14 protein-coding genes and 1 pseudogene are annotated in these 12,899 nt (G+C 70.7%); 6 read left to right on the top strand and 9 right to left on the bottom strand.

The window, feature by feature from the left end; genetic code table 11:
- Positions 1-70 precede the first annotated feature (70 nt).
- The 3 genes from ACWCP8_RS02030 to ACWCP8_RS02020 form a co-directional block, all read right to left on the bottom strand.
- Entirely contained in the window at positions 71-1,210 is a 1,140-nt protein-coding gene (locus tag ACWCP8_RS02030; RefSeq protein WP_451113927.1) for a hypothetical protein, read from the bottom strand.
- Positions 1,211-1,282: 72 nt separating this feature from the next.
- Positions 1,283-2,872 carry a M48 family metallopeptidase gene (locus ACWCP8_RS02025; protein ID WP_352267604.1) on the bottom strand — a complete coding sequence of 530 codons (1,590 nt, stop codon included), beginning with the start codon at positions 2,870-2,872 and terminating at the stop codon, positions 1,283-1,285.
- 177 nt (positions 2,873-3,049) lie between these two features.
- Positions 3,050-4,153, bottom strand: a complete 1,104-nt coding sequence (locus ACWCP8_RS02020; protein ID WP_352267605.1) for a hypothetical protein — start codon at positions 4,151-4,153, stop codon at positions 3,050-3,052.
- Positions 4,154-4,220: 67 nt separating this feature from the next.
- Here ACWCP8_RS02020 and ACWCP8_RS02015 point away from each other — a divergent pair, with 67 nt between their 5' ends.
- Positions 4,221-5,366 (top strand): cystathionine gamma-synthase, encoded by a 1,146-nt coding sequence (locus ACWCP8_RS02015; protein WP_352267606.1) that lies wholly within the window; start codon positions 4,221-4,223, stop codon positions 5,364-5,366.
- A 90-nt stretch (positions 5,367-5,456) separates the two neighbouring features.
- On the opposite strand, the pseudogene ACWCP8_RS02010 reads toward ACWCP8_RS02015, so the two are convergent.
- From ACWCP8_RS02010 to ACWCP8_RS01995, 4 genes and pseudogenes are all read right to left on the bottom strand, one after another.
- A pseudogene (locus ACWCP8_RS02010) lies at positions 5,457-5,679 on the bottom strand (DUF1059 domain-containing protein).
- A 29-nt stretch (positions 5,680-5,708) separates the two neighbouring features.
- On the bottom strand, positions 5,709-5,921 hold the full coding sequence (locus tag ACWCP8_RS02005) for a hypothetical protein (protein ID WP_411085386.1): 213 nt from the start codon (positions 5,919-5,921) through the stop codon (positions 5,709-5,711).
- Between the two features lie 35 nt (positions 5,922-5,956).
- Positions 5,957-6,463 (bottom strand): sigma factor-like helix-turn-helix DNA-binding protein, encoded by a 507-nt coding sequence (locus tag ACWCP8_RS02000; RefSeq protein WP_352267608.1) that lies wholly within the window; start codon positions 6,461-6,463, stop codon positions 5,957-5,959.
- Positions 6,464-6,554: 91 nt separating this feature from the next.
- A complete protein-coding gene (locus ACWCP8_RS01995) occupies positions 6,555-7,079 on the bottom strand; it encodes a MarR family winged helix-turn-helix transcriptional regulator (protein WP_352267609.1) in 525 nt (174 codons plus the stop codon).
- A 156-nt stretch (positions 7,080-7,235) separates the two neighbouring features.
- Here ACWCP8_RS01995 and ilvA point away from each other — a divergent pair, with 156 nt between their 5' ends.
- The 3 genes from ilvA to ACWCP8_RS01980 all read left to right on the top strand — a co-directional run bounded on the left by ilvA (position 7,236) and on the right by ACWCP8_RS01980 (position 10,437).
- Complete coding sequence (ilvA, locus tag ACWCP8_RS01990) at positions 7,236-8,465, top strand: threonine ammonia-lyase (RefSeq protein WP_352267610.1); 1,230 nt, start codon at positions 7,236-7,238, stop codon at positions 8,463-8,465.
- Positions 8,466-8,563: 98 nt separating this feature from the next.
- On the top strand, positions 8,564-9,589 hold the full coding sequence (locus ACWCP8_RS01985; RefSeq protein ID WP_352267612.1) for an ATP-binding cassette domain-containing protein: 1,026 nt from the start codon (positions 8,564-8,566) through the stop codon (positions 9,587-9,589).
- The gene (locus ACWCP8_RS01980; RefSeq protein WP_352267613.1) at positions 9,586-10,437 is read left to right on the top strand and encodes an ABC transporter permease; all 852 of its coding nucleotides are present in this window, start codon (positions 9,586-9,588) and stop codon (positions 10,435-10,437) included. The genes ACWCP8_RS01985 and ACWCP8_RS01980 overlap by 4 nt, the downstream gene beginning before the upstream one ends.
- Before the next feature lie 62 nt (positions 10,438-10,499).
- Here the strand turns inward: ACWCP8_RS01980 and greA are convergent, their stop codons facing one another.
- Positions 10,500-10,997, bottom strand: coding sequence for a transcription elongation factor GreA (gene greA / locus ACWCP8_RS01975; RefSeq protein ID WP_030914765.1), 498 nt, complete (start codon positions 10,995-10,997; stop codon positions 10,500-10,502).
- Positions 10,998-11,200: 203 nt separating this feature from the next.
- Positions 11,201-11,617: a DUF4307 domain-containing protein gene (locus tag ACWCP8_RS01970; RefSeq protein ID WP_352267614.1), complete on the bottom strand. Its 417-nt coding sequence runs from the start codon at positions 11,615-11,617 to the stop codon at positions 11,201-11,203.
- Positions 11,618-11,770: 153 nt separating this feature from the next.
- Here ACWCP8_RS01970 and mca point away from each other — a divergent pair, with 153 nt between their 5' ends.
- Together mca and ACWCP8_RS01960 are read left to right on the top strand one after the other, a co-directional pair.
- Positions 11,771-12,652 carry a mycothiol conjugate amidase Mca gene (gene mca / locus ACWCP8_RS01965; RefSeq protein ID WP_352267615.1) on the top strand — a complete coding sequence of 294 codons (882 nt, stop codon included), beginning with the start codon at positions 11,771-11,773 and terminating at the stop codon, positions 12,650-12,652.
- A gap of 1 nt (position 12,653) precedes the next feature.
- On the top strand, positions 12,654-12,893 hold the full coding sequence (locus tag ACWCP8_RS01960) for a hypothetical protein (RefSeq protein WP_352267616.1): 240 nt from the start codon (positions 12,654-12,656) through the stop codon (positions 12,891-12,893).
- Positions 12,894-12,899: the final 6 nt, after the last annotated feature.

Genomic DNA, 12,899 nt, shown 5'->3' with positions numbered 1-12,899 from the left:
AAGAGGGTGCCGGCGGCGGGACACGGTGGGGGCGCCGGGGATTCCGGCGCCCCCACCGTGTCCGTACCGGTCAGTTCCCGCCCGCGGCCAGGACCTGCGCGGCGCAGAAGTCGCGGGACTGGAGGTAGCGCGCCTTCGGGTCCCCGGAGTACGTCCACGGGGCGCTGTCGATGTAGCCGTCGATCGCGCGGTACTGCTCCAGCGCCGCCTCGTACCGGTCCTGCCAGTACAGCAGCCAGGCGAGCAGATGGCGGACCCGGACGATCCGCCGGTCCTCGGGGTCGGCCGCCGCGGCGGCGGCCACGTCGATCAGGCAGGCGTCGACCGCGGCGATCAGCTCGGGACTCTTGTAGAACACGTCCGGGTCCAGATCCTGCTCCGCCGACTCCTGCTCGAACGCGGCGTAGAGGGGGAGGAAGGAGAGCAGCCGGCCGGGGCTGCCCTTCTGCGCAGCCTCGCGCGCGAAACGCTCGGCCAGCTCGTGCGAGCCGCGCCACTTGCGGCACCAGTACTGGAGCGCCGATGTGTGAGCCGCGAGGTGGTGGGCGTCGCGCTTCTCGACCTCGGCCCACAGAGCGCGGAAGTCGTCATGCCCGTAGCCGAGGCCGAGGGCGCAGGAGATCTCGGCGATGTACGGGCCCGGGTCGTCGCCGGCCAGCTGCTGGGCCTCGTGGCAGGCCTCCCGGGCCTGGGCCATCATCCGGTGGAAGCCGGCGAACTGCTCCTGCGTGGTGTACTTCGCCTGCTTCGCGCCACGGATGTCCGCGGCGACGCTGATCAGCGCGCCGGCGTGCACGAAGGTCGCGCCCGCGTCCTTGGGCTGCGCGGTGCGCCAGGCCAGCAGCCAGGTGTCGTCGGCCGCGGCCTCGTCCTGGAGGACGCCGGCACGCCGGTAGCGCTCCTGCCAGTCCCGGCCCGCTTCGGCGAGGAAGTCGGCGCCCGCCTGCCAGTTCCCGGACCGGACGGTGGCGCGTATCTCCTCGTCGCGCGGGTCGGGGGCGGCAGCGTGCGCGGTGTCGAGCTCGTCGGCCGGTACGAGGCCGAGCTCCGCGGCGGCCTTCGCCGGGCCGGACTTCCGGTTCCGGCGCGTGCGGGGCGCCGAGGGGGCGGCGCCGGATGCGCCTTCCACGAACTCCGTCGTCTTCTTCCGCGCCTTCAGCCAGAAGTACACGCCGAGAGCGATCGCCAGCAGGGGTATCAGTCGTGCCACGGGGGTTCCGGTCCAATCCAGAATGGTGAGCTCGGGGAGGGGGAGGGATAAGGGATGGGAGAGGGAGGCGGGCTAGGGGGCGAGCAGTTTGCGCAGCGGTTCGGTGTCCGGCACGTCCGCCACCGCCGCATCCAGCGCCGCCGGGAGCGTCTCCTCGTACCCCTCGGGCAACTTCAGTGTCGCGGAGTCGGTCCAGGACAGCTGCCAGCGGGCCCGCCCCTGCCGTACGAACTCGCCGCCGGCCAGCTGCAGCAGTCCGGCGCGCAGCCGGGGCCTGGCGAACTCGCGGGCCGCGCGGCCGGTGGCGGCGCGGGCCTCGTCGGACTTGGGGAGGCGGTCGGCGATCTGCCACAGCGCACCCGCGTCGATCGCGTCGAGTGTGGCAGTCAGCGAGCCGTCGCTGCCGGTCACCTCGCCGACCACCGCGCTGAACCCCTGCGCCGACTGCTCGGCGTACACCGTCATCGACTCGTGCACCAGCTCCGGCCAGTCGACGCGGCGCAGCCGCAGTGCCTCCGGGGTCAGCACCGACTCCTCGACGGCGGCGAGCGTCCGCTCGGCGTCGGCGAGCAGGCCCAGCGACGGCTCCACGGGCTCCGACGCGCGCCCGTCGTCCGGCAGCGCCTCGATCCGGGCGACGCGCTCCGCGATCGGCGGGTGCGAGTCGTAAGGGGAGGACGGCTCGGACGGCAGGGAGCCGCGCATCTCGTCCAGCTCGTCCTCGCGGGCGGCCAGCAGATGCTGTACGCCGCCGAAGACCTGGCCGGGCGGCGGCAGCATCCCGGCCTCGACGCCGAGCGTGGCGTACGCGTTCATGTAGAAGCCGTGGGCGGCGTCGAGCGCCGGGAGCTCGCGCAGCGCGGACGCGGTCGCGTCACGGCCCGCGATCCTGGCCGCGGCGACATCGGCGGCGAGCTCCTCGCGGCGGGCCCCGGAGAGCGTGGCGCGGATGTAGAACTTCGCGTACGCCGTGTAGACCGCCGCCATCGCGCGGTACGACAGACCCGCACCGCCGGTGTCGATCTCCTTTGCCTTCTTGCCCTTGGCGACGGCCTTCGCCGCCTTCTTCTCCTGGCGCGCCTGCTCCTTGGCGACGGTCCGGCCCGCCCGCTCCTGGAAGTGGGCGATGGTGCGGACCACCTGGATGCGCCCGCGTGCGGTGATCGCGGAGAGACGGGTGTCGGAGTTGCCGTAATGGCCCATCTCATGGGCGAGCACGGAGCGCAGCTGGGCCTCGGACAGTCCGGCCATCAGCGGCAGGCCGAGGTAGAGCCGGCGCCTGCCGCCGACCAGGCCGAGGAACCTGGCGTCCTCGCTGACCGCGGCGTTCACATCGCCGTTGAGCACGATCTCGTCGGGGGCACGGGTGCCGACCTGCTGGGCGATGTCGCGGACGGCGGCCCAGAGCCGGGGCTCCTGGGTGTCGTCGACCGGCAGCCCGGCCGGGCCGTCGTCCTTCGGCGTACGCAGCATGAACATGCCCCGCACGATCGGGATCGCCAGCACGACACTGAGGATGAACAGCTTCGCGGCGACGCTGCCCGTCGTCCACGTGAACGCGGCCCAGTCGAGGGCGCCGAGGACGGCGAGCAGGACGAGGCTCAGCAGATAGAAGCCGGCAAGCAGGACAAGAGCGCGGGCGGCGCGCAGAGTTGGGCCCATCGGGCAGATCCCCCACAGGAACAGGGCTGGTGACAGCGGTACGGCAAGGGTGGTGTGGGGGGAACCGGAGTATGACCTACCGCAGGTCGGCGCGGCAACGTGGTCCGTGAGCAGCCCGAAACCAGCGGCGGAACAATCGCCGCACAGGGGCTGAACAGGCACGGAGCCGCCCCGCCCCTACCTCGGCAGCGTCGCCGGACTGCCGCCGTTCGCCTCGTACCCGGCGACCGCGAGCGCCCGGTACACCGTGTACTCGGCGGCCGGGTCGGAGCTCTGCGTCCACGGCAGCGCGCCCACATGCCCGTCGATGTGGACGAGTTGGTTCATCGCCTCCGACCAGCGCTCCATCCGCACCAGGAACAGCACCAGCAGATGCCGGACATGGGCGAGCATCGGATCGTCGGGACGCGCGGCGTGCACCGCGAACAGCGCACCCTCGACCGCCCTCGTCACCACCAGGCTCCCGTAGAAGCCGCTGACGAGATTGACCTCGGGCAGATGCTCGTACACCGCGAACAGCGGCAGCGCGGCCAGCAGCGAGCCCTGCGGGGCGCGGGCGGCCGCCGAAACGGCGAAGCGGTCGGCCTCCTCGCGGGAGCCGTGCCACTTCTCGCACCAGAAGTGCAGCGCCGCGATGTGCGCGCCCATGTGTGCCGGGGCCCGGTCGATGATCTTCACCCAGAGCCGGTCGAACTCCTCGTGGGAGTAGCCGAGTCCGCGGGCGACGGCCAGTTCGACGATGTACGGGACCGGGTCACCGGGCGCCAGCAGGGCCGCCTCGCCGCAGACCGTACGGGCCTCCTCCAGAATGATCCGGAAGTCGTCCGTCCCCGCGGTGGAGGACCGCCAGGCCTGCTGGACCAGGAACTCGGCATGCACGGCCGCACCGCCCGCGTCCTTCGGCGACTCGGCCCGCCACGACCGCAGCCACGCACCACCGACACCCGGGGCCTGCATCAGCTCCAGCGACGCGGCGCCGGCGAACGCCTGCACCCGCTGCCACCGCACCTCGCTCTCCTTCGGCGTCCCGGCCAGCAACTGCGAGGCCGCGCGCCAGTCCTGGGTGCGCTGCACGACATCGAGAACATCGAGGAGATCCTGATCGGGGCCCGGCATCCGGACGTCCAGCTCCTCCTGGCGGACGAAGCCGTACGTGTCAGGGTCGGCGGCGTCCGGGGAGCCGGGCGCGACCTGGTGGATACCGGATCTGCGGCGCAGCACGAAGGGGCCGATCACCGCGGCGAGCATGCACAGCGCGATGAGGAACCAGAGAATCTCCATACGCCCATTGTCACCGGACGGCGCAGTGGACATGGATCACCCCTGTGACGAACTACGCTCGGGCCCCATGAGCGACCAACACAGCTTTGAGACCCTCGCGATCCACGCGGGAAACACCGCCGATCCCCTCACCGGCGCCGTTGTTCCGCCCATCTATCAGGTGTCCACGTACAAACAGGACGGCGTCGGCGGGCTCCGCGGCGGCTACGAGTACAGCCGCAGCGCCAACCCGACGCGCACCGCACTGGAGGAGAACCTCGCGGCCATCGAGGGCGGCCGCCGCGGTCTCGCCTTCGCGTCCGGGCTCGCGGCAGAGGACTGCCTGCTGCGTACGCTGCTGTACCCCGGTGCCCACGTCGTCATCCCGAACGACGCGTACGGCGGCACCTTCCGGCTCTTCGCCAAGGTGGTCAAGCGGTGGGGCGTCGACTTCTCCGTCGCGGACACCTCCGACCCTGCGGCGGTCCGGGCCGCGGTCAACGACCGTACGAAGGTCATCTGGGTGGAGACGCCGTCCAACCCGCTGCTCGGCATCACCGACATCGCGGCCGTCGCGGACGTGGCCCGCACCGCGGGTGCCCGGCTGGTCGTCGACAACACCTTCGCCAGCCCCTATCTGCAGCAGCCGATCGCGCTCGGCGCGGACGTCGTCGTGCACTCGCTGACCAAGTACATGGGCGGCCACTCGGACGTCGTCGGCGGTGCGCTGATCGCCGCGGACGCGGGGCTCGGCGAGGAACTGGCGTACCACCAGAACGCGATGGGCGCGGTCGCCGGACCGTTCGACTCCTGGCTGGTGCTGCGCGGCATCAAGACGCTGCCGGTCCGGATGGACCGGCACAGCGAGAACGCCGCCAAGGTCGCCGAGCTGCTGACCCGGCACCCCAAGGTGACCCAGGTCCTCTATCCGGGGCTGCCGGAACACCCGGGGCACGAGATCGCCGCCAAGCAGATGAAGGCGTTCGGCGGCATGGTGTCGTTCCGTGTCGAGGGCGGCGAGGACGCGGCGGTCGAGGTCTGCAACCGGACGAAGCTGTTCACGCTCGGTGAGTCCCTCGGTGGCGTCGAGTCCCTGGTGGAGCACCCGGGCCGGATGACGCACGCCTCGGTGGCGGGCTCGGCGCTCGAGGTACCGGCCGACCTGGTCCGGCTTTCCGTCGGCATCGAGTCCGCGGACGACCTGCTGGCCGACCTGACGCAGGCGCTCGGCTAGAACGTGTCCGTCCTGGGACGGTGTGGACCCCGAAGCGCCGGGTGGGCCGATTCGCTGCCCGCCCGGCGCATCGCCAGGTGATCCGCCCGGTCAGGCGTTGGCCTTCTCGTCCTCCATCGACTCACGGATCTGTTGCCGCAGCTCCGGGCTGTCCGTGTGCTCGTGGACGGAGACCGCGTGTTCCGTCGCGGCCCGCAGGACTTTCTCTTCCTCACCGGAGACGGTGAGCGAGCGTGACGCTCGGGTACTTGCGGCAGTCAACGACTTTCCTGGTCGTGACGGCCTCCTCGGCTCGATCCGCACGACGCCCCACTCCAGGGGCAATTCCGGGCGAATCCGGGCTTACCAGCCTTCCAGAGGTGGTGTCGTCTCGGCGGGCGGCACCTGCCACGGCTGGGTGACCACCGCCCACACCATGAACGCGGCCACCGCCAGGAACAGCACCGTCAGCGCCAGCGCGCGGGCCGCCCGGTGGCGGCGCAGCATACGACCGCCTCGCTCCGCTGCCCGCTCCGTCAGACCGGCGGGGACCTGCGGATGCGGCCCGTCCAGCATCCGCCGGACGTGGTCCTCCCTGCGGCCGGGGCGCTTCACGGCGCGGCCCCCAGCGGCCCCATGGTCCATCGCCTGGTCCGGCGCCGCGGGGTGGGCCCCCGCGGGTCGCCCATGGTGGCCACCGAGCGGTTGCAGATCGCCCGGACCCGGTCCACCGGAAGCCCCAGCAGCGCGGCGGTCTGCTCCTCCGCGACACCCTCGTACAGCCGCAGCACGAGGACCAGCCGCGCTTTCGGGGTCAGCGGGTCCAGCAGGCCGCCGCGCGGCCGGTGGTGCCGCCATGCCTCCCGGGCGAACCGGGCAGCCAGCTCCTGCCGGGTGCGGTTGTACGGATCCTCGCCGTGCAGCCGGTCCCAGTCCGCGTATGTACGGGCCAGTGCGGCGGTCAGCAGACGCAGCGCCCGTTCGTTGCTCCCGGGCGGCTGCGAGGGTTCCGCGGTGAGCAGCGTGGCAGTGTGCAGCAGGCGGCCGGCCGCGCCCGCCACAAAGGCCTCGAACTCCTGGGCGCGGCGCCGCTGAGGACCCGCCTGCCGCTCTCGCACACCCACATGGCAGCCCCGCCGACCACCCCTGGTCAAGAGGTCGGACGGAGTGAATGCCACCCCCGAGGCGCCGCCCGACCCGCTGCCCGGCTCAGTTGCTCGGCGGCTGATGCGTCTGCCGCGCGGCCAGCGCCGCGTTGAACCGCGTCAGCAGCGTGCAGAACGTGTCCCGCTCCTCCGCCGTCCAGTCCTGCGTCACCTGCGACATCAGCTCCCGCCGCGATGCCCGCACCTCGTCGAGCCGGGCCTGCCCGCGCGGCGACAGCTGGAGCACGACCGCGCGGCCGTCCTCCGGGTGCGATGTGCGCTTGACCAGACCGGTGTCGACGAGCGGCGCGACCTGGCGGGTCACGGTCGAGGAGTCGATCCCCATCCCCGCGGCCAGCGCCTTGACGCCCATCGGGCCTTCCCGGTCCAACCGGTTGAGCAGCAGATACGCGGCCCGGTCCATGGAATTGCGGACCTGGCCGACACCGCCGAGGCGGGTCTGCTCGGCACGGCGGGCGAACACGGCCACCTGGTGCTGCAGAGCATCGAGGAGGTGGTCGGGACCCGGGGAATCGGGGGTGGCGCCCCCGGAAGGAGACGCAACTGTCGACATGTCCTGAGGGGGCATGGCCGGGGGCTCTCTTCGTGCGGTGTCGGATGGGTGGGGGACAGAGTACGCGGCCCCGGGGCAACGCGTACGAGTGCCGCACAAACCTGTGGACAACGACGCAGGACGCCGCTGCGGCGGCATCCCGCACGGCGTCCAGCTGCAAGACTTGCGGACATGAACTTCCGTACGCCCCACCCGTTTCCCCCAGTGATCCTCGACGATGTCCGGGGCGCGCAGAAGATGCTCTCCGGAGTGGCCCGGGTGACCGCGATGGAGGGCAGCCGCCATCTGTCGGAGCTGGTCGGCGCGCCGGTCCACTTCAAATGCGAGAACCTGCAGCGGACCGGTTCGTTCAAGCTGCGCGGCGCGTACGTACGGATCGCCGGGCTGTCCCCGGTGGAGCGGGCGGCCGGGGTCGTCGCCGCGAGCGCCGGAAACCATGCGCAGGGTGTCGCACTCGCCTCTGCGCTGCTGGGCGTACGGGCAACGGTCTTCATGCCGGTCGGGGCGCCGCTGCCGAAGGTCGCCGCGACCCGCGAGTACGGCGCGCAGGTCAGGCTGCACGGCCAGGTCGTCGACGAGACGCTCGCCGCCGCCCAGGAGTACGCCCAGGAGACCGGTGCAGTCTTCATCCACCCCTTCGACCACCCGGACATCATCGCCGGTCAGGGCACCGTCGGCCTGGAGATCCTCGAACAGTGCCCCGAGGTCCGCACGATCGTTGTCGGGATCGGCGGCGGCGGTCTCGCCGCAGGCATCGCCGTGGCGGTGAAGGCCGTCCGGCCCGACGTGCGGATCGTCGGCGTCCAGGCGGCGGGCGCGGCCTGCTACCCGCCCTCCTTGGCGGCCGGCCACCCGGTGGTGATCGACGGGCTGCAGACGATGGCGGACGGCATCAAGGTGGGGCGCCCCGGCGACGTGCCGTTCGGGCTCGTCCAGGAGCTGGTCGACGAGGTCCGTACGGTCTCCGAGGCCGAGCTGTCCAGCGCGCTGCTGCTCTGCCTGGAGCGGGCGAAACTCGTGGTGGAACCGGCCGGGGCGAGCCCCGTCGCGGCACTGCTGAGCGACCCCCGGTCGTTCCGGGGGCCGGTGGTCGCGCTGCTGTCGGGCGGCAATGTGGACCCGCTGCTGATGCAGCGCATCCTGACCCACGGCATGGCGTCGGCCGGTCGCTACCTGAGCCTGCGGGTGCGGCTCACGGACCGCCCGGGCGCACTGGCCTCCCTGCTCGCCTCGCTGTCCGTCGCGGACGCCAACGTCCTCGACATCGGCCATGTACGGACCGATCCGCGGCTCGGTCTCACCGAGGTGGAGGTCGAGCTGCACCTGGAGACCAAGGGGCCGGCCCACTGCGAGGAGGTCACCGCGGCGCTGCGGCAGGCGGGGTACGAGGTGACGGCCTGACACGCGGTCCCCTCGGTGTGCGCGTTCACCGGGCGGCGCAAGGCGCACAATCCTAGGATCTGTGAGGCAAGTCACCCGAACGCTCTGGGGGAATCCGTATGCCAGGCGCCATCCATGCCGAAGGCCTGGTGAAGACCTTCGGCGATGTACGAGCACTCGGCGGTGTTGATCTCGACGTGCCGGAAGGCACGGTCCTGGGCCTCCTCGGCCCCAACGGGGCCGGCAAGACGACCGCCGTACGTGTCCTGACGACTCTGCTCCGGCCGGACAGCGGCAGGGCGGTCGTGGCGGGCATCGACGTACTGAAGAGACCCGACGACGTCCGCCGCTCGATCGGGCTCTCCGGCCAGTTCGCCGCGGTCGACGAGTATCTGACCGGCCGTGAGAACCTGCAGATGGTCGGTCAGCTCTACCAGATGAGCCGGCGCGACGCGAAGGCCCGGGCGGGGCAGCTGCTGGAACGGTTCAACCTCGCCGACGCGGCCGACCGGCCGACGAAGACGTACTCCGGAGGGATGCGCCGCCGCCTCGACCTGGCGGCGGCGCTCGTCGTCTCCCCGCCGGTGATGTTCATGGACGAGCCGACGACCGGCCTCGACCCGCGCAACCGGCAGCAGCTGTGGGAGGTCATCGAGGAACTCGTCGCAGGCGGCACGACGCTCCTGCTGACCACCCAGTACCTGGAGGAGGCCGACCGCCTGGCGCACGACATCTGCGTCATCGACCACGGCCGCGTCATCGCCCGCGGCACATCCGACCAGCTCAAGGCCCAGACCGGCGGTGAGCGCGTCGAGGTCGTCGTCCACCAGCCCGACCAGATCGACCCGGCCCGGGCCGTCCTCGCCCACCTGGGCAAGGGCGAGGTCACCCTCACCCAGCACACCCGCAAACTGACCGTCCCGGTCTCCGGCGGCGCCAAACTGCTCGCCGAGATCATCCGCGACCTCGACACCCGAGGAGTCGAGATCGACGACATCGGCCTGCGCCGCCCGACCCTCGATGACGTGTTCCTCTCGCTCACCGGCCATGTGGCCGAGCTGACGGAGACCGACGACAAAGGGACCGTCCCCCGCGGACGCGGGGCGCAGACCGGCCGGAAGGCCGGACAGGAGGCCGTGAAGTGACTGCCACGACGGAAACGCTGCACATCGCGGCCCCCCGCCCGGGCGGCTCCCTGGGCCGGTCGGTCCGCGACTCCCTCGTCGTCGCCCGGCGCAACCTGATCCGGATGACCCGGATCCCCGAGATGGTCATCTTCGGGCTGATCCAGCCAATCATGTTCGTGGTGCTGTTCAGCTACGTCTTCGGCGGCTCGATGATGATCGGCGGTTCCACCAGCCCCGCCGACTACCGCAACTTCCTGATGGCGGGCATCTTCGCCCAGACCGTGACCTTCGCCACCGCCGGCGCCGGCGCCGGTATCGCGGACGACATGCACAAGGGCCTCATCGACCGGTTCCGCTCGCTGCCCATGGCGCGCGGTGCGGTGCTCACCGGCCGTACGCTCGCCGACCTCGTCCAGACGACGCTCACCCTGGTCGTCCTCGCGGTCGTCGCCCTGCTGGTCGGCTGGCGCACCGAGGGGAACGCCGGCAAGGTGCTCGGCGGCTTCGCGCTGCTGCTCCTGCTGGGCTACGCCTTCTCCTGGATCGGGGCACTGATCGGTCTCTCGGTCCGCACCCCCGAAGCGGCCACCTCGGGCGGCCTCATCTGGCTCTTCCCGGTCACGTTCATTTCGAACGCCTTCGTGCCCACCGAGAACATGGCGAGCTGGCTCCAGCCGATCGCCGAATGGAACCCGTTCAGCGCGACCGTGCAGGCCTGCCGCGAGCTCTTCGGGAACCCGGGCGTCTCACCGTCCGACGCCTGGCCGATGGAGCATCCTGTCTGGGCCTCGCTGATCTGGTCCGTGCTGATCATCGCGGTCTTCCGGACGCTGGCGGTCCGCAAGTACCGCTCGGCGGCCGCCTGAGGGCAGCAAGGAGCCCCGGCCGTCCCGCGGCCGGGGCTCCTTGCTGCTGCAGGTGGTGCGGGTCAGCCCGTGTACGGCTTCGCCTCGAGGATCTTCACCGAGGCCTTCTTGCCGTTCGGCAGCTCGTACTCGGCGTCCTCGCCCATCTTCTTGCCGTTCACGCCGGAACCGAGCGGGGACTGCGGGGAGTACGTCTCGATGTCCGCGCTCGCGTACTCGCGGGAGGCGAGCAGGAACGTCATGGTGTCGTCGGGATCGCCGTCGAACGCGATGGTGACGACCATGCCGGGCTCGACCACGCCGTCGTCGGCGGGGGCCTCGCCGACCTTCGCATGCTCCAGGAGCTGGGTGAGCTGGCGCACCCGCAACTCCATCTTGCCCTGCTCCTCCTTGGCCGCGTGGTACCCGCCGTTCTCCCGGAGGTCACCCTCCTCACGAGCCGCCGCGATCTTTACGGCGATCTCCGTGCGCGCGGGACCAGACAGGTACTCCAGCTCGGCCTTGAGCTGGTTGTACGCCTCCTGCGTGAGCCAGGTGACGTTTTCGCTGGTCTGGGTCACAGGTGCTCCTAGTCGGTACTGGAAATACAAGCGTCGGTACTGGGAATACAAAGCATCGCCCTACCCAGAAGCATGTGCCTCCACGGGTGGGCGAAACCACGAGCCTAACAATTCCGCAGGAAAAGGGGGAGAAGGTAAACCGCTACGACCGCGTCAACGCAGGTCAGGGACGATAACCGCAGGTCGGAGTCGGTCCGTGCCGGTCAACGCGACGCCCCGCCGTCGGCGGTACAGCCCAGCAGCTCCACGCTGGTCGCCCGCGACGTCGTACGCAACGAGACGATCCGGTCGATCCGGTCGGAGCGGTCGTCGAACCGGATGTCCTTGCGGGCCACGTCGTCGCCGTCCACGCGCTGCGAGCGGAGCGTGCAGTAGCCCTTCGCGTCCCGGTCCTTGCGAACCTCCAGGTGGACGTCGACCCGGTCGTCCGAGACGATCTTGAACTTGATCACCTCGGCGCTGATCTCCTGGCCCGCCACGTAGTCGTAACCGATCCAGCCGACCACGCCGAGCAGCGCGACGCCCAGCACCGAGCCGATGATCCTGAGCTTGCGGTCCGCGCGCTCGTCCGCGGAGCGCCCGTAGCGGCCCTCCGGAAGTGCTTCACGCACCGCAGTCATGATTGTTCCTTCCGTACCGGGGGATCGCGGAATTTTCCACCCCCGGCTTCGGTCACTATAGAAGTCTGCCACCTGCAGCCCGACCGCCACCCCGCACCGACGTCCCTACGGGACGGCAGCACTCAATGGCGACCAATCACTGAGGATCGAGTCTTGACTGAGCAGCTTCGACTGATGGCCGTACATGCCCACCCCGACGACGAGTCGAGCAAGGGCGCGGCCACCATGGCCAAGTATGTGTCCGAGGGGGTGGACGTGCTGGTCGTGACCTGCACGGGCGGCGAGCGCGGCTCCATCCTCAACCCGAAACTCCAGGGCGACGCGTACATCGAGGAGCACATCCACGAGGTGCGCAAGAAGGAGATGGACGAGGCCCGGGAGATCCTGGGCGTCAAGCAGGAGTGGCTCGGCTTCGTCGACTCCGGGCTGCCCGAGGGCGACCCGCTGCCGCCGCTGCCCGAGGGCTGCTTCGCACTGGAGGACGACGAGAAGGCGGCGGCGCGTCTCGTCCGGAGCATCCGCGCGTTCCGTCCGCACGTCATCACCACGTACGACGAGAACGGCGGGTACCCCCACCCCGACCACATCATGACCCACAAGATCTCGATGATCGCGTTCGATGGCGCCGCGGACACCGAGACGTTCCCCGAGGTGGAGTTCGGTCCGGCCTGGCAGCCGCAGAAGCTCTACTACAACCAGGGCTTCAACCGTCCGCGCACGGTGGCGCTGCACGAGGCGCTGCTCGCCCGCGGCCTGGAGTCGCCGTACGGCGAGTGGCTGGAGCGCTGGAAGGAGTTCGAGCGCGTCGAGCGGACGCTGACCACGCACGTTCCGTGCGCCGACTTCTTCGAGATCCGGGACAAGGCGCTGATCGCGCACGCCACCCAGATCGACCCCGACGGCGGCTGGTTCCGGGTTCCGATGGACATCCAGCGGGAGGTCTGGCCGACCGAGGAGTACGAGCTGGCGAAGTCTCTCGTCGATACGTCCCTCCCCGAGAGCGACCTCTTCGCGGGCATCCGCGACAATGCCTGATATGTACGCGACCCAGGCACTGACCCACGTCGTTCCTCTCGCCGAGGAATTCGACAAGAACAAGGTGACACCCGGCGTCCTCGGCTTCATCGTCTTCGCGGCGCTCGCGGTGGGCGTGTGGCTGCTGATGAAGTCCATGAACCGGCACATGGGCAGGGTGAACTTCGAGGAGGCACCGGATCCCGACGCGGTGTCCGCCGACGCCGGGACATCGGGAACCGGGACCGGGCGCACCCGGTAGCGCTCT

The sequence above is a fragment of the Streptomyces sp. NPDC002206 genome, from assembly GCF_053593595.1.
The sequence above is the reverse complement of the archived record's forward strand: the minus strand, read 5'-3'. Positions and strand labels throughout refer to the sequence as shown.